Genomic DNA, 15,388 nt, shown 5'->3' with positions numbered 1-15,388 from the left:
CGCCCGAAAGTTCAGCAACACGCTTTTTTTGACGAATCAGAGCAAGTCTAGAAATGCTGTTCGTCGGCGCTGGGGCCGTAGCTGCCGGGAATCGGAATATCAAGCAGTCGAAGGCATACGCCCAACTGCGCCCGATGGTGGACAATCTGCGAAAAAGATATACGAACCATTTCGCCCTTTGTCGTTTTACTCAGAACTGTATCGCCGTGACGCAGGGTCCACATTGGCTCCAGTTGCTCGTCCGTTGCCTGACTAAGAGTTGTTTCTCCTGCTGCCAGCGACTGCTCAAAAAGGGTCAATAGTTCCGATGTGTTGTTGATCGTTACGGGCGAATAGGGGCTGGTGGCAAAGTCTAGTTCATCAGTTTGTAGTGTCAGTTCAACCCAGGTTGGCAATTCGGCAATATGGGTTGCCAACTGGCGAATGGTCATACTTTTGAGGTGTGGCTGCCAGTCGTATTTGTCGTCGGGAATGCGCTCAAGCATTTTACGCGTTGTCTGGGCTTCCTGTTGCATTTCCTTGACCAGCATTTGAATCAATGACATAGAGCTATGTGTTTTTGGTTGATGTGTCAAAGGTATTGGCAGTCACTGACAGCCCTATGTCAGGAGTGTTTTGCAGGAACTGTATATAGGTAAATCCGGACGGCTGTCGTCTGCCGTAAGTAAGTCTGTACTAACCGGGCCATTAAACCATATAGCTTCGGAACGATCTGAGGGTAAAACAATCGCTTACGAAGACAAGTTGATTGTGTGCTATGTAACGTAGTAAGTATATCACGCACTAAAAAATGACGCTATGAGAACGATTCAACATACGGCCATTGCTCTGATACTCGTTGGTATCCTTGGCCAATCGATGGAAACGAAAGCACAGGGCCTAGCCCCGCAAACCAAAGGTGCCGCTATTGGCACTGGTGTTGGGGCAGCCGCAGGCGCTATTATCAACAAACGAAATCGCGCCGTAGGCGGTGTTATCGGCGGACTTGCCGGTGGTGCCGGTGGGTATGTAATTGGTAAGAACGGTAAAAAGCGGTGGAGCCCGCAGGCAAAAGGTACGGCGATCGGTGCCGGGGTAGGTGGCGCGGCCGGCGCTGTTATCAATAAACGAAACCGGGTTGTGGGTGGTGTTATTGGTGGCGTCGCGGGTGGAGCCGCCGGGTATGCCATCGGTAAAATTAAAGACAACAAGAATAAAGAAGCGGCTCGTGTCGCTGCCGCTAACCGGGCAGCAGCCGAGGAGCGTGCCGCTGCCGAACGAAGAGCGGCTGACAGAGCGACCGGACATGCCGGAGTCGCCGACAGCAAGCCCATGGTGGCTTCTGCCCCGGCAAAAGGAACGAATCCGAAAGCCGTTCAGCCGGTAGCTATGCTGGCCGCCAATCCAACCACACCAGCGTACATGATGAACGCCAATTTCCTTGAAAACGAAACCTACGGTGACCCTTCCGCCCCTTACGGAACCTCGGAGTACAGGCGCAAAAGCTGGTAATCAATTTATGTTTAGGTTTTAGCTTGTTCCGGTGAGACACTTAACGACGTCTCGCCGGAACGGCAATACCCTGTTTTCTCACCATTTTAAATCATACGTTTATGAAATCTTTTCTTGGAATGCTCATCGCTTCCGTGTTGTTGACGGCTTGTTCACAATCGGGCGATACCGTTAACGTGCAGGATCTTAACCGGCAGTTTATTGACGCCTGGAATAATAAAAACGCGGATAAAATAACGTCACTCATGGCCGATGACGTGGATTTTCTTCAGGGAAATGTCCATTATAAGGGTAAGTCGGAGGTGAGTCAGAAATGGGTTCAGGCTACCTTACCTACGCTGGCGAACCTGAAAACGAACGTGATCAGCTCGGCTTCCGATACGCGCACCGCCTATGAGGCAGGTACCTTCGCCGTCGATGTGCTAACTAACTTGCCTGACCAGCCTCGTGCCTTTGGCGAGGGAAACTTTATGCTCCTCTGGAAAAAAGGAGACGATGGAAACTGGAAGCTCAGCTATGCACAATTAGAGGATTTGCCCGTACAGGCTAAAAATTAAAACTATTACAGGCGTGGATGTGGTTAGGCTGGCGTAGGTCAATGTGAATAAGGCTGTATGTTTGCACCGACACTACCTGACACCTCCATGCCGAGGCTTTTTAATATGTTCATTTTTCGCCTGCTCTGGCAAATCCCAACTGGACTTTTCTTTGTCGTCGTCCTTTTCCTGTTTGTCAACGAATATGCTGCTGCCCGACCTAGTCGGCGCATAAAAAATATCCCTTATGTATCAACGAATGCTTCTGAAACCGATGCAGAGCGGCATTTGCTGGACGTGTACACGCCCCGAAAAACAACATCTGCGGGCAGAATGCCGGTAGTCATGTTCATTCATGGGGGGAGCTGGAATAGCGGCAGCAAAAATCTGTACGCGTTTATAGGGCGTCGACTGGCGAAACAGGGTGTTGTGGCGGTGATTATCAACTACCGGCTCTCGCCCGCTGTGCTGGTACCTGCTATGGCCGACGATTGTGCGGAGGCTGTACGCTGGACTACGCAGCACATCGCCGAATATGGTGGAGACCCTGACCGTATTTTCGTGATGGGCCACTCGGCGGGGGCGGGACTGGCCGCCCTGCTGGCTACCGACAGTCGGTTATTTACCAAGCTGGGTATAGCCAAAAATCCTGTGAAGGGGGCCATTCTAGATGATCCCGCCGGGCTGGATATGTTGGATTACCTCACCAAACTGGAGTATCCGAATGATGAACAATACCTGATTCCTTACGGAAAAGACCCGGCTGTCTGGCGTAGTGTGTCACCCATGTATTTTGTCAGCGATGCTACACCGCCTATGCTACTGTATACTGGCGGTCGTACCTACCCGAGCATTACGAGCAGTTCCCAACGTTTCCTCGAACGCCTGAAAGAACATAACGTAAAACATGACTATGAGGTATTGCCGGGGAAGAAACACGTCGCTATGGTGACGCAGTTGTTCTGGCAGCACAACCTCATTTACCGGGAGTTACTGGCATTTGTAGGCGCTGGTAAATGAATGTATTGCCTAGGTTGCTGTCGTGTCGGGTTTGAGAACCCGACACGACAGCAACCTAGGCAATACACCATATCACTCAAATTGAAAAGCAAAGTAGGTACAGGGTTTGTTACCAGTATTCTGAATCGCGTGAGGCACGTTGGATTCCAGAAAGATAAGGTCGCCGGTGGTGGCTGGATGCAGTTTGCCGTCAATGTTTTCCTGCGCCGAATTTTCGACCATCAATAGAATTTCTGCCGCCCGGTGGGTATGGGGTGGATGGCTCCACAAGCCCTGGTTAAGGGTCGTGACGTGCATCTCGAATCGTTTTGACATGGCCGTAGCCCGGTCGAACATGCGCCGGATGCCGCCTTTATCGTGCGCTTGAAAGGCTACGTCGTTCCAGTCGATCCAGAACGAGCCCCCTGCCTTTTTGCCCCGTTCAGCATCCGCCGGTTCCTTGGCTGCATAGCGCATGACGTAATACGCAGCGGGTGCGTCGCTCCGGTTGTCGAAGCCATGTTCGTCGCCGGGCATCATCAGGGCTATACTTCCAGCGCCGAGGGTCTTTGTCTTCCCCGCAATCGTAACGGTTAGTTTGCCTTCTTTAATAATGATGAGTTCTTCTTCATCGTGTTTGTGCGCTGGATGTGGAGTCTGATGGGGTTGGAGCGTAGTCGCGTGAATTTCGATGTGACTAAAATCGGTTGAGGTACCCTCTAGAATAGCCCGTTGGTCGGAGGCTGTTTTACGGGTTACGGGTGCCTGAGCCCAGACGTAAGTTTTGGAAACAATGGGCTGCGTAGGGTCCGGTTTAATGGATAAACCCAAGGCGATAAGAAAAGTGAAGACTAGTTTCATGAGGTAGACAGGGTTCTGTTTGACAAAGTAGACAACGACTGTAGATTACTCTTGACACCCGGCTGCTCGTTACCCGATAACCTTCCGGCTGCACGGTAGTTATGGTAATTCAACGATATGAAGAAACTATGAATGTGTCACTTCCAACAAAAGCCCTGCTCTGGGGTATTGCCGGTATAGGTGCATGGACGGCCGTTAAAGCGGCTCTGGGCCAGAAACGTAAAATTGACTTTCGTGGAAAAACAGTGCTGATCACCGGTGGTTCCCGTGGCCTCGGTCTCGAACTCGCCCGGCTGCTGGTAAAGGAAGGCGCGAACATCGCCCTGTTGGCCCGCGATGCCGACGAACTCGACCGTGCAAAAGCGGAACTGGAACAATCCGGCGTTTCGGTGTACACGCTGGTGTGCGACGTTACGGATAAAATGCAGATCGAGCATGCGGCTGAAAACGTTAGGCAGGCGCTTGGCCCGGTCGATGTGCTCATCAATAATGCCGGAACTATCATTGTGACACCCTACGAACACGCTACCGAAGATGATTTCCGGCTGGCGATGGATACGCATTTCTGGGCCTCGTTCCACATGATTAATGCCGTACTACCTCAAATGCTGGTGCGGAGTACTACTAACAGCCCCGCAGGCATGGCAGGCCGCATTGTGAACATAACCTCGATTGGCGGAAAGCTGGCCGTTCCTCACCTGCTGCCTTATTCAACGAGTAAGTTTGCCATGGTCGGCTATTCGGAAGGGTTACGGGCGGAGTTGCTCAACAAAGGTATTTACGTGACTACCGTCGTGCCCGGTCTTATGCGTACCGGTAGCCCGCGAAATGCCATTTTTAAAGGACAGAATGAGAAAGAGTATGCAGCCTTCAAGATAAGTGACTCCATGCCATTCTTTACCATTGATTCGACCAACGCGGCTCGTGATATTATTGAGGCCTGCCGGTATGGCGAAGCTGAACGAACCATTACCCTGTCCGCTAAAGTTGGGGCCGTTCTTCAGGGCGTAGCCCCGAATCTGATGGCCGAGACGATGGCAGTTGTCAATACGATGTTGCCCGATCCTGGTGGAATCGGTGAGCAGCGGGCGAAAGGCAAAGAAAGCGAAACGGCCCTTTCTGAGTCCTTTTTAACAACCCTCACCGATCAGGCTGCCGAGCGAAACAACGAGTTCGACCGCTGAGCTATGCGCCCGCTAGAAGTTTTGAGGGCGCGCTGAACAAGATGAGCGATTGGATGTTTAGTACTTACAAAACTGTTAGGAAATGGTCCGGCAGGGTTGTTGACTAATCACTCACTAACGGGCTACGGCCCAAAAACGCTATGAAAAAAGTACTTTTCGCCCTTGCTGCTGTTGCGCTAACCATGACCGCCGTGCAGGCTCAGGACAGTAAGATGAAGAAAAAAGCGGATGTTGTTGAAGCAAAAGCTGAAGTAGCTGGCGATAAAGCCGCTCTGGAAGTGAATAAAGCTGAGCGTAAAGCCGCCAAGATGACTGGTGATAAAGATGCCCTGAAAGCCGCCCGGAAGGATCGGGTGAAAAAGGAAGGCGAACTGATTAAAGACCGCGCCAAGAAAGATGTGAAAGTTGTAAAGGAGAAGATCTAGATTCTCTGGAAATTACCAACACAAAGGCCCGACTTGTAAAAATCGGGCCTTTGTGTTGGTAATTGGTTGCTAATTAAAGTATTAACTAACAGTCAGTAACAATTAACCAATTACAACAGACTGCCTGTATAAGACGATGACTAAGACTCGTCAATCGTCACCTCGAACTTTTTTGCGGCTTTCCTGATCCGATCTTTTATAGTAGCTACTTCATCGGCATCATATTTGGCCGCGTTGTCCTTGTGGTTTATATAACTCCAGGCTGCTCTAACGTGTTCTGGCGTATCTATCGGGTACTTTTTGTTGGTGCGGTCGGCAAAATCAACATCACCATATTTGCGTTCACCTTCATTGGGGTTAACGTCCTCCCGAGGGTCAATTTTTGAATCGGCTGCCATATCTATTGCGGTTTTGTTGGATTAAATTAACCGTTTTTAGAATTGAATGTTTTATTAAAAAACACGTCTCTATTTACCAATATGTCTGTTCTTTTTTCACCGCTTACCATCCGTAGTATCCAGCTCAAAAATCGTATCGTAGTGTCGCCCATGTGTCAGTATTCCAGCGAAGACGGCTTTGCAACGGACTGGCATCTGGTACACTTGGGCAGCCGGGCCGTTGGTGGAGCCGCGCTCATTATTACCGAAGCTGCTGCTATATCGCCGGAAGGGCGCATATCGCCCAATGACCTTGGCATCTGGAAAGATGAACACAGGGACGGCTTAAAGCGAATTACTCAGTTTATTCAGCAGCAGGGATCTGTGGCAGGTATTCAACTGGCTCATGCCGGACGGAAGGCCAGCACGCAGCGGCCCTGGGACGGAGGGAAAGCCATTGCGCATACCGAGGCAACCGGCTGGCAAACGGTGGCTCCCAGCGCCATTCCATTCAGTGAAGGCAGTCCAGAACCGTTAGCATTAACCGATGAAGGCCTCGAAAAGGTACGTGCCGACTTTGCGCTGGCGGCTCAGCGCTCGCTGGAAGCAGGCTTTCAGGTGATCGAAATACACGCGGCTCATGGGTATTTGCTCCACCAGTTTCTGTCGCCGTTGAGTAACCACCGCACCGATGCTTACGGTGGTTCGTTCGAGAATCGCATCCGGTTGTTACTCGAGGTGATTGAACGCGTCCAAGCAGTGTGGCCGTCAACGTTGCCGCTGTTCGTACGTATATCGGCTACGGACTGGACGGAAGGTGGCTGGGCAATTGACGATTCGGTGCGGCTGGCGGGTGTTCTCAAAGGCAAAGGCGTAGACGTAATCGACTGCTCAACGGGAGGCAATGTGGCTCATGCCCGAATACCGCTGAGTCCCGGCTATCAGGTAGCATTTTCTGAGCAGATTAAACAACAGGCAGGCTTGAAAACGGCCGCCGTAGGTTTGATTACGAATGCTGCACAGGCTGAGGCTATCCTGGCGAATGAGCAGGCCGATTTGATTTTGCTGGCGCGTGAATTCTTGCGCGATCCGCATTTCCCGCTTCATGCGGCTAATGAGTTAGGCGAAGATCTACCGTGGCCGGTACAGTACGAACGTGCGAAACCCCGCTGAATGAGCACGGTGGCAAAACATTTTAGGGCTGGAAACAGTAATCTTGCCAGCAGAAGTTAAACTATACATTCACCAGTTAATTAACTAGAAGAAATTATGCGTTGGTTAGGAGGACGTGAAAGTGACAACGTCGACGATCGCCGGGGAAGCGGTGGTGGCGGATTACTCGTAGGTGGTGGCATTGGTTCGGTTGTCATTGCTGTTATTGTCATGTTGCTGGGTGGCGATCCGTCGGAAATTCTGAACCAACGTTCGTCAGAACCCGCTGCATCATCGGCCCCCGCAGGCCCGCAGGCCGACGATGGTGCCGCTTCGTTTACCCGAAAAACACTGGCCAGTACAGAAGATGTCTGGACAAAGATATTTGCCGATCAGGGCGAGCGGTACCCAGCCCCAACCCTGGTTATGTTCCGACAGGTTACCCCGTCGGGATGCGGAACGGCATCGCAGGCATCGGGGCCATTCTACTGCCCGGCCGATCAGAAACTGTATATCGACCTGTCTTTCTACGACGAACTCCGGGAGCGCTTCAATGCGCCGGGTGAGTTTGCCATGGCGTATGTTATTGCTCACGAGGTGGGTCATCACATACAAAAGCAACTGGGTATTATGGATAAAGTAGATGCCCTGCGAAGTCAGTTGAGCGAAAAAGAATACAATAAGGTATCGGTTCGACTCGAATTACAGGCTGACTTTTTTGCCGGTGTCTGGGCCAATCATGCGCAGGGACAAAGTATTTCTATTGACAAGAACGACGTAGAAAGTGCGCTTACCGCAGCCAATGCCATTGGCGACGACCGGATTCAGCAGGAAACGCGTGGAACGGTTGTGCCCGATGCTTTTACGCACGGGACGTCTGCTCAACGGGTATACTGGTTTTCGAAAGGATTAAAAACCGGCGACCTAAAGCAGGGAGACACCTTCAATAGCCGCGAAGATTCAAATCTGTAAAGTAGGCTTAGCTTACTTTTTGAGAAAGCCCGACTTGCGAGAGTCGGGCTTTTTTTATTGAACTGTCCTAAAAATAAGGCACTACTGATTTATCGGTTCATGATAATGCGTACTGCTCCTGATAGTAAGCGTATTAGTACCTGATTTGACCGCGTTTAGATTGCTTATACTGCGTACTTCTCGACATTCGCAGTACCGAAAATAACCACTAACGATCAATCATAACCGGTCATGAAACAGGTACAAACTCTACTCGTCGTCGCTTTTTTAATCCTTTCTTCAGGTTTATTTCAACGCTGTCAGCCCAAAGCCGGTGATCCGGGTCCTAAAGGCGATACGGGCGCAACCGGTCCTGCTGGTCCAGCCGGTCCTGCTGGACCAGCAGGACCGACCGGAACGGCTAACGTACAATATTCGCCCTGGATTTCCACTACGTTTACGGGAAGTGGAAGTTTATTTACAGCTAACATAACGGCAACCCCGATCACACAGGCTGTGCTGGATAAGGCAGATGTTCGGGTATACTGGAACGAAGGTGGCCGTATCCTTAGCCTGCCTTACGCCGAGACATTTGGCAGTACGACCTTTACGGTACATCAACGCATTTATGTGGGACGCATTGAACTTAGGGCATCCTATCCGCTAACTACTCAACAATTCAGGTACGTTATTATTCCGGGTGCCGTGAGTGTAAGCGGACGTGTGGCTGCCATTGATTACAGCGATTATGCGTCTGTTAAAAAGGCTTTTAATATTCCCGACTAACCGAGGATGAGAAGTAACTATTGCTAGTTACAAAATTCGTAAAGTCAGGCTACAAATACCTGACTTTACGAATTTTGTAACTTATAGTTTCTTTTTAGCTTTCTAAATAGATAATTATTTATGTATAAATGAATATGCTTTAAGTATCTTTGCCTCTTTGTTCAGGCACATTATTTGTGTGGTACAGGCGCTTGGCACTCTCTCTACACTTGTCTAGTTAATTAGTATGAAAAACAAAATTTCTATCCTCATCCTATTCTTAAAAATAAGTTTATCAAGTTACGGTCAGCAGATTTACATCAATGAATTGATGGCCTCCAATAGTCGCACACTGGCTGATCACACAGGTGCCTACGAAGACTGGATTGAATTGTACAACCCAACATATGCGCCCGTCGATATTGGGGGTTATTACCTTACCGACAACATTAAGGCTCCTACCAAGTTTAAACTACCCACCGGCTCGCCCCAAACCGTTATTCCAGCTAATGGGTATCTGCTGATCTGGGCTAGTGGCGAGGTCAGCCGTGGCCCTCTGCACGTAAGTTTTAAGCTGGGAGCCGAGGGCGAACAAATCGGTTTGTACCTTCCCGATGGTGTTACGAAGGTCGACACGCTGAGTTTTGGGCCGCAACGTACAGATATATCAAGAGGGCGTCAGCCCGATGGGAGTGCTAACTGGCGTTATTTTCAGGGTACAAACGTAAGCCCCGGAACAACCAACGACGGGAAAACAGGTTACGAAGGGTTTGTGACTACGCCTGTTTTTTCAAGAACTGGCGGTTTCTACAGCACCGACTTTACGCTGTCGATTACATCGGCCGACCCTACTGTTACCATTTATTACACGCTGGATGGGTCGGACCCCGACCCGACGAATCCCAATGCTGTTTCGTTTCCTTATAAAAACAGTTATCCCGATCAAGCCGGTCAGCCTTTTGGGCCTATGTTAGCCGGGTCGTTTAAAACGTATACGTATTCGGGAGACATTCCCATTGCTGATCGAACCAGCAGTGCGAACAGCCTTTCCGTGAAATCGTCTACATTTAATTTTTCTCCCGGCTATTTCCCTACGACACCGGTTTTCAAGGGTACCGTTGTACGGGCAGTTGCGTACAAAGCTAATTCGATTGCCAGCGACATTGTGACGCAAACCTATTTCGTCACTCCGTCAACGAGTCGCTATTCGTTGCCAGTCGTGTCCATCACGTTAAACGAAAAACACCTCTTCGATTACAATACAGGCATATACACAGCTGGTGCCGTATTTGATAATTGGCGGTCAACGTACCCCGGTGGTCCCGCCGAATTTTGTACAGTTTCAAATTATACAATGGAAGGTGACACATGGGAGCGGCCTGGCAACGCAGAGTTTTTCCTGAATAACGCGTCAATCATTAATCAGCCAATCGGGCTACGCATACATGGTGGTTGCTCGCGGGCGTTTCCCCGAAAAAGTTTGCGGCTGTATAGCGACACAGATTTCAATTATCGGTTCTTCTCAAATCGGCCCTCTTCGGTGTTTTATAACCGGTTGCTGCTTCGAAACAGCGGCAATGACTGGGCTTATTCGTTGATGATCGACTCGTATATGCAAACAATGGTGCGCCATTTGAACGTCGAAACCCAATCGAGCCGCCCCAGCGTTTTATTCCTTAATGGTGAATATTGGGGAGTACATATCCTTAATGAACGGTATGATAAGTATTACGTTAACCGGAACTTCGCCGTTGATCCCGACAGTGTGGATATTGTCGATATACGCGACGGCTACTCTGCCGACGAAGGCGATCTGGTTAAGTACAATGAGCTAAAAAGCTACTTCGAACAGAATGCCTCTATCGATTACACATACGCCAAAACACAGATTGATATTGACAATTTAGCTGATTACCAAATCGCCGAAGTGTATTCGGGAAATAGCGACTGGCCGCAGAACAACCAGCTTTCCTGGCGCAAACGAACCAGCCAATATGTGCCGAATGCCCCCCGTGGGCAGGACGGACGCTGGCGATGGATGATCAAGGATATGGACTATGGCCTTGGGTTGGTCAATGACGTTACCAACCCTACGCTTTACCGGGCTACTGACAACAACGAGTTTACCCTGTTTTTCCGGCGGCTGCTCGACATTCCGGAATTTAAAGGCTATTTCATCAACCGCTTCGCCGATCTGCTCAACACTACTTTCCTGCCCTCCCGAACGACTGCTCTGTTAACGTCCTTCAAAGACGAATATCAGCCGAATATGCAGGAGCACTTTAACCGCTGGCCTTCCAGCAATACCTATAGCGAATGGTTAATTAATGTTAGCAGAATAAAAAGCTTTGTCGAGGAACGCCCTGCTTATGTCCGTGAACATATTCGAAACAAATTTGGCTTAACGACCAACCGAAACCTGACGGTTAATGTGTCGAACATGGCTCAGGGATACGTTAAAGTCAATACTATTGATATCCTGCCTATAACCCTGGGAATAGCAGCCAGCCCGTACCCCTGGACTGGTACCTATTTCCAGGGAAATCCCATTCGGGTGGTGGCTAAAGCAAAAACCGGCTTTAAATTTCAAGCCTGGCAGGAGGGAAGCACTGTTGTCTCTACCGATACCGCTTATAGCTACAACCCTACGTCGGACCGTACGTTGGTAGCCGTTTTTGAGCTGGACGATAGCTTCAATTCTAACCCGCCTTCGTTCAACTTGCTTGCCTGTAGCTATAGTTTGGACGGCTGGTCGGCCACGGCTCCGGCCGGAACCTATCCGTCCAACATGCAACTGGTGGTGATGAATCAGGCCGATCCGACCTTAACCGCTACTATTGCCGATACGGTTAAAGGGGCATACAACCTTACCAGCGGTACTCGTATCAATGGGCTGGGCGATGCCGGAATCGCGTTTATTAATACAGGTGGGAGCAATCCCGGTTTTGCCGCCAGTGCCGTAGGAGGTGCCCTACTGGCTTTGCGAACAACGGAACTGACTCAGGCGTCGGTGAAATGGACCGGTGGAACGGTAACGCCCAACCCCCGCCAGTACCGGATTCGATTGCGGTACAGGATCGGCGACAGTGGCTCGTTTAGTGACCTGCTCGATGCGTCCAACAACCCCGTAGAGTATGTTCGCAATGCCAGTGCAGGCCATAGTCAGGTTATTGGCCCGGTAGATTTGCCGGCAACGTTGCTCAACAAGCCGTATATTCAGTTACTCTGGCAGTACTACTGGACGGGCGTGGGTACTTCAGGCGCACGGGATCAACTCCAACTGGATGACATCGTTATTAGTCGGGGTAGTTGCGCGAGCCTGGCGTCGGGTAATTGGAACGCGGTGGCTATCTGGAGTTGTGGCCGGGTACCAACGGTTTGCGATGATGTGTTGATCCGCGCGGGGCATGTTGTTTCAGTAACTATAAGCAATGCAGTAGCGAAACGAGTTCAGTTTGAGACCAATGCCCGTCTTGAATACGCCACACCAACCTCAGCCCTGATGCTGGGTACGCCCTAGGCTACACTACCCTCCTAGGGGCGCTTTGTCCAGACCGATACCACAAAATCAATACGGTTATAAACAGCGAAAAAGAGCCCAGACAAACAGCGATCAGCCCCGGCACTTCCTGAAAAGGAATACCTAAACCCTGATTTGAAAAGACCCGGTATTTTATGAGTTCTTTTCGGAGACTGCTCATATTTTCTACATCGAACGATTCGTTAACGTGGATTTTTCGGCTGTTTCTCTGGCCGTTGATCTGGATAGAGAGGGTTTTCTCATTGTCGCTAATCCGCGTTTGCAGACTCGAAAAGGCTGGCTTCTGGGCCATCGCCAACAAGCTGAGACAAAGCAGCAAGGTGATTAAGATGAATTTCATAATTGACAAATGGCTTAGAAGAGCTTAGTAGTTAGTTGGGTACGTTTGTTATTCCGTTCGTAAACTCTTTACCGGATTCATTAAAGCCGCTTTTATGCTGTGGAAACTGACCGTAACCAGAGCGATAAAAATAGCAGCTAGGCCCACCAGAATGAAAACCCAGACACTTATTTCAATACGATACGAATAGGAGTCCAACCATTTCTGCATGAAAAACCAGGCTGGTGGTGTGGCAATGACGATGGCCAGTACAACCAGCCGTACAAAATCCTGCGACAGGATAAAGACAATATTCGGAATGCTGGCACCCAGCACTTTGCGGACGCCGATCTCTTTGGTACGTTGCTCAATCACCATCAACGCCACGGCAAACAGGCCCAGGCAGGACAAAAGAATAGCAATGCCCGAAGCGAGTGTAAATAATTGCGAGAGCTTTTCTTCATCCTTATACCAGGCATTTGTGTTCTCATCGAGAAAGGAGCCAATGAACTCCGACCGGGGAGCGACCTCTTTCCAGACCGCTTTGAGTTTATCCATAGCCCCTGCCAGACGTTGCGGTGCCACACGAACGAAGATGTAACTGATGGGCTGCGAATGAGCCAGGTACATGGTGATTGGCTTTCGCTCGCTCTTGGACGAGTACAGATGAAAATCAGGGACTAACCCGATGATCTGGTATTTCACCCCTGCGCTGTCGGTCTGGAAGTACCGGCCAACGGGGTTTTTCTCGCCAATCATTTTGGCCATACTTTCAGTAATGACCACCCGGTCCAGCGAATCGGATGGGTAGGCCGGGTTGAACTCGCGGCCCGCCAACAGCTTAATATCAAGAGTCTTGAGGTAGTCGTAATCAATTTGCAGCCAATCGGTTGAGATGTCCCGATCCTTGTAGGTAAAGCCCATGACAGACCTTGATGTACTTCTGTCCTTACCCAGACCCAGATTCACTCCAGTTCCGGTTATTGAAATAATAGTGGGGTCGTTTGCCAGCGTGTTTCGCATTCGTTTGAGCACCTGCTGGCCGTCGGCTTTATTACCCACGGGTATGCTGATCACCTGCTCTTTATGAAAGCCCAGCGGCTGCTGACGCATGTGGCTCACCTGCTGAATGGCAATGATCGTGCAGCAGATTAACAGGGTCGACAGGGCAAACTGTGTAACGATAAGCGAGTTGCGGAGAAAGCCCGGCCGTTTCATCGTGATTTTACCTTTCAGTACGTCGACTGCGTTGAACTTCGTCATTTGCCAGGCCGGGTATCCACCCGCTATGAGCGTGACCAGTGCAAAAACTCCCAGCATGAGGGCAATCTGTTTGGGCTGCCTGATGTATTCCAGCGTTAGCTTGCTTTGAAAAGTAGTATTAAAAGCGGGTAACAACAGGTAAGTAAGTACCAGACCAGCCAAAAAACCGGTAAAGCAAATGAGTGTGGCCTCGCCCCATATCTGGATGAACAGTTGATTTTTGAGCGCCCCGAGCGATTTTCGAACACCTACCTCTTTCGCGCGGGTGAACGACCGCGCAACACTCAGGTTGATGAAGTTGATGCAGGCAATCAGCAGGATAAAAAATCCGATACCCATCAGCGCATACACCAGCGCAATGGGGGTGCCGGTGCCACCGCCCAACTCCCTGTCGAAGTGTATATCGGCCAGCGTTTGTAACCGTACTGCAAACAAATCGCCCCGCTCGTCAGGCTTGGCACCCTTCTTTTTTAAGTTGTCAATGGTGCTCTGGAAGTACTTCGCGGCAAAGGGTTTCAACCGGCTTTCAACGGTTGCCCGGTCGACGTTGGGGGCCAATTTTACAAACGTGATGTGAGACATCGCGTCCCATTTGTCCTTGTCTGTCTGGTAATTACCGGCGTTGGTTATTTGAACAAACGCATCGTATTGAATAGATGAATTGTTCGGGAAGTCCCCCAGAATCCCGGTAACGAGAAATTCTTTCTGACTGCCGTCGGGCCCCAGGAGCAGACGTTTGCCCATTGGATCTTCGGTACCAAATACGGCTTTCGCCATTTGCTGGCTGATAACAATGTTGCTTCGGTCGTTGAGTGCCGTTGCCTTGTTGCCCTGAATCAGCGGAAAGGAAAATAATCGAAGGAAGTCCGGGTCGGTAAACATGATCTGTTTATCGAAGTATTTCCCTTTGTAGGCTACCACATTGCTGCCATTCATCAGACGGGTGGCTGCTTCAATTTCCGGGAAATCGGCTTTCAGGGCCGGGGTAAGGGGCAAGGGAACTGTAGACGAAGCACTTGCCTTATCGGGGTCATTCGAGAACAGATAAACCTGAAAAATACGGTCGCCATCTGCGTGAAAGGAATCGTAACTAAGCTGGAAGTAAGCCGTCAGGAATAAAAACGTACAGACGCAGAAAGCGACCGAAAGGCCAACCACGTTAATAGTTGCGTAGCCTTTGCTTTTCCAGAGGTTACGAAACGCGATTTTAATGTAATTACTCAGCATAGCCGGTTGTAGTAAAGAAGGTTGAGGATACGCACTCGATGCAGCGTTTTTATAGCTGGTTTTTGTATAAACAGGCCCGGTGTTCAGGGGACTTGTGACTCGTCTTTTCAGAAAATAAGGTCGGAAGAACCGGATTACTTCCAGTATATAGAACTGGCGGGCCTTTCGCTCGCCAACCTGCTCAACCTGTTCGGCAAATTGCTCGTGCAGGTCGCCAAGGAGTTCTTCACGCAAATGGGGCGGGCAAAGCCAGGTAAACAAGCGGTCGGCCCAGACGGGTGGGGAGTTTTTCATACG

The 15,388-nt window shown here is 50.1% G+C and carries 14 protein-coding genes; 9 read left to right on the top strand and 5 right to left on the bottom strand.

Annotated elements, in window-relative coordinates; all coding sequences use genetic code 11:
- Positions 1–47 precede the first annotated feature (47 nt).
- Positions 48–545 (bottom strand): DinB family protein, encoded by a 498-nt coding sequence (locus NT073_RS21440; RefSeq protein ID WP_297377522.1) that lies wholly within the window; start codon positions 543–545, stop codon positions 48–50.
- 253 nt (positions 546–798) lie between these two features.
- Here NT073_RS21440 and NT073_RS21435 point away from each other — a divergent pair, with 253 nt between their 5' ends.
- The 3 genes from NT073_RS21435 (at position 799) to NT073_RS21425 (ending at position 3,047) form a co-directional block, all read left to right on the top strand.
- The gene (locus tag NT073_RS21435; protein WP_297377520.1) at positions 799–1,491 is read left to right on the top strand and encodes a YMGG-like glycine zipper-containing protein; all 693 of its coding nucleotides are present in this window, start codon (positions 799–801) and stop codon (positions 1,489–1,491) included.
- Positions 1,492–1,592: 101 nt separating this feature from the next.
- Positions 1,593–2,048 (top strand): nuclear transport factor 2 family protein, encoded by a 456-nt coding sequence (locus NT073_RS21430; RefSeq protein WP_297377518.1) that lies wholly within the window; start codon positions 1,593–1,595, stop codon positions 2,046–2,048.
- A gap of 87 nt (positions 2,049–2,135) precedes the next feature.
- The gene (locus NT073_RS21425; RefSeq protein ID WP_297377516.1) at positions 2,136–3,047 is read left to right on the top strand and encodes an alpha/beta hydrolase; all 912 of its coding nucleotides are present in this window, start codon (positions 2,136–2,138) and stop codon (positions 3,045–3,047) included.
- Between the two features lie 72 nt (positions 3,048–3,119).
- Here the strand turns inward: NT073_RS21425 and NT073_RS21420 are convergent, their stop codons facing one another.
- Positions 3,120–3,887 carry a cupin domain-containing protein gene (locus tag NT073_RS21420; protein WP_297377514.1) on the bottom strand — a complete coding sequence of 256 codons (768 nt, stop codon included), beginning with the start codon at positions 3,885–3,887 and terminating at the stop codon, positions 3,120–3,122.
- A 128-nt stretch (positions 3,888–4,015) separates the two neighbouring features.
- Between NT073_RS21420 and NT073_RS21415 the strand changes: the two genes are divergently transcribed.
- Both NT073_RS21415 and NT073_RS21410 read left to right on the top strand, forming a co-directional pair.
- Positions 4,016–5,071 (top strand): SDR family oxidoreductase, encoded by a 1,056-nt coding sequence (locus NT073_RS21415; protein ID WP_297377512.1) that lies wholly within the window; start codon positions 4,016–4,018, stop codon positions 5,069–5,071.
- Between the two features lie 140 nt (positions 5,072–5,211).
- Positions 5,212–5,496 carry a microtubule-associated protein 1A gene (locus NT073_RS21410; protein WP_012927852.1) on the top strand — a complete coding sequence of 95 codons (285 nt, stop codon included), beginning with the start codon at positions 5,212–5,214 and terminating at the stop codon, positions 5,494–5,496.
- A 140-nt stretch (positions 5,497–5,636) separates the two neighbouring features.
- Here NT073_RS21410 and NT073_RS21405 read toward each other — a convergent pair whose 3' ends face one another.
- Positions 5,637–5,894 (bottom strand): DUF6582 domain-containing protein, encoded by a 258-nt coding sequence (locus NT073_RS21405; protein ID WP_297377510.1) that lies wholly within the window; start codon positions 5,892–5,894, stop codon positions 5,637–5,639.
- Between the two features lie 81 nt (positions 5,895–5,975).
- Between NT073_RS21405 and namA the strand changes: the two genes are divergently transcribed.
- From namA to NT073_RS21385, 4 genes are all read left to right on the top strand, one after another.
- Complete coding sequence (gene namA, locus NT073_RS21400) at positions 5,976–7,046, top strand: NADPH dehydrogenase NamA (RefSeq protein WP_297377509.1); 1,071 nt, start codon at positions 5,976–5,978, stop codon at positions 7,044–7,046.
- A gap of 96 nt (positions 7,047–7,142) precedes the next feature.
- On the top strand, positions 7,143–7,997 hold the full coding sequence (locus tag NT073_RS21395) for a neutral zinc metallopeptidase (RefSeq protein WP_297377507.1): 855 nt from the start codon (positions 7,143–7,145) through the stop codon (positions 7,995–7,997).
- A gap of 231 nt (positions 7,998–8,228) precedes the next feature.
- A complete protein-coding gene (locus NT073_RS21390) occupies positions 8,229–8,762 on the top strand; it encodes a collagen-like protein (protein ID WP_297377506.1) in 534 nt (177 codons plus the stop codon).
- Between the two features lie 226 nt (positions 8,763–8,988).
- A complete protein-coding gene (locus NT073_RS21385; RefSeq protein ID WP_297377504.1) occupies positions 8,989–12,261 on the top strand; it encodes a CotH kinase family protein in 3,273 nt (1,090 codons plus the stop codon).
- A gap of 1 nt (position 12,262) precedes the next feature.
- Here the strand turns inward: NT073_RS21385 and NT073_RS21380 are convergent, their stop codons facing one another.
- Both NT073_RS21380 and NT073_RS21375 read right to left on the bottom strand, forming a co-directional pair.
- Positions 12,263–12,622, bottom strand: a complete 360-nt coding sequence (locus NT073_RS21380) for a hypothetical protein (RefSeq protein WP_297377502.1) — start codon at positions 12,620–12,622, stop codon at positions 12,263–12,265.
- A 48-nt stretch (positions 12,623–12,670) separates the two neighbouring features.
- On the bottom strand, positions 12,671–15,385 hold the full coding sequence (locus NT073_RS21375) for an ABC transporter permease (RefSeq protein WP_297377500.1): 2,715 nt from the start codon (positions 15,383–15,385) through the stop codon (positions 12,671–12,673).
- Between the last annotated feature and the right edge of the window lie 3 nt (positions 15,386–15,388).

The organism is Spirosoma sp. (genome assembly GCF_026391055.1).
Taxonomy (GTDB): domain Bacteria; phylum Bacteroidota; class Bacteroidia; order Cytophagales; family Spirosomataceae; genus Spirosoma.
This window is presented reverse-complemented; position numbering and strand designations above follow the sequence as displayed.

Coding starts and splice junctions, on each gene's coding strand:
- NT073_RS21440 (WP_297377522.1), bottom strand. CDS start 545: ATGTCATTGATTCAAATGCTGGTCAAGGAAATGCAACAGGAAGCCCAG.
- NT073_RS21435 (WP_297377520.1), top strand. CDS start 799: ATGAGAACGATTCAACATACGGCCATTGCTCTGATACTCGTTGGTATC.
- NT073_RS21430 (WP_297377518.1), top strand. CDS start 1,593: ATGAAATCTTTTCTTGGAATGCTCATCGCTTCCGTGTTGTTGACGGCT.
- NT073_RS21425 (WP_297377516.1), top strand. CDS start 2,136: ATGCCGAGGCTTTTTAATATGTTCATTTTTCGCCTGCTCTGGCAAATC.
- NT073_RS21420 (WP_297377514.1), bottom strand. CDS start 3,887: ATGAAACTAGTCTTCACTTTTCTTATCGCCTTGGGTTTATCCATTAAA.
- NT073_RS21415 (WP_297377512.1), top strand. CDS start 4,016: ATGAATGTGTCACTTCCAACAAAAGCCCTGCTCTGGGGTATTGCCGGT.
- NT073_RS21410 (WP_012927852.1), top strand. CDS start 5,212: ATGAAAAAAGTACTTTTCGCCCTTGCTGCTGTTGCGCTAACCATGACC.
- NT073_RS21405 (WP_297377510.1), bottom strand. CDS start 5,894: ATGGCAGCCGATTCAAAAATTGACCCTCGGGAGGACGTTAACCCCAAT.
- namA (WP_297377509.1), top strand. CDS start 5,976: ATGTCTGTTCTTTTTTCACCGCTTACCATCCGTAGTATCCAGCTCAAA.
- NT073_RS21395 (WP_297377507.1), top strand. CDS start 7,143: ATGCGTTGGTTAGGAGGACGTGAAAGTGACAACGTCGACGATCGCCGG.
- NT073_RS21390 (WP_297377506.1), top strand. CDS start 8,229: ATGAAACAGGTACAAACTCTACTCGTCGTCGCTTTTTTAATCCTTTCT.
- NT073_RS21385 (WP_297377504.1), top strand. CDS start 8,989: ATGAAAAACAAAATTTCTATCCTCATCCTATTCTTAAAAATAAGTTTA.
- NT073_RS21380 (WP_297377502.1), bottom strand. CDS start 12,622: ATGAAATTCATCTTAATCACCTTGCTGCTTTGTCTCAGCTTGTTGGCG.
- NT073_RS21375 (WP_297377500.1), bottom strand. CDS start 15,385: ATGAAAAACTCCCCACCCGTCTGGGCCGACCGCTTGTTTACCTGGCTT.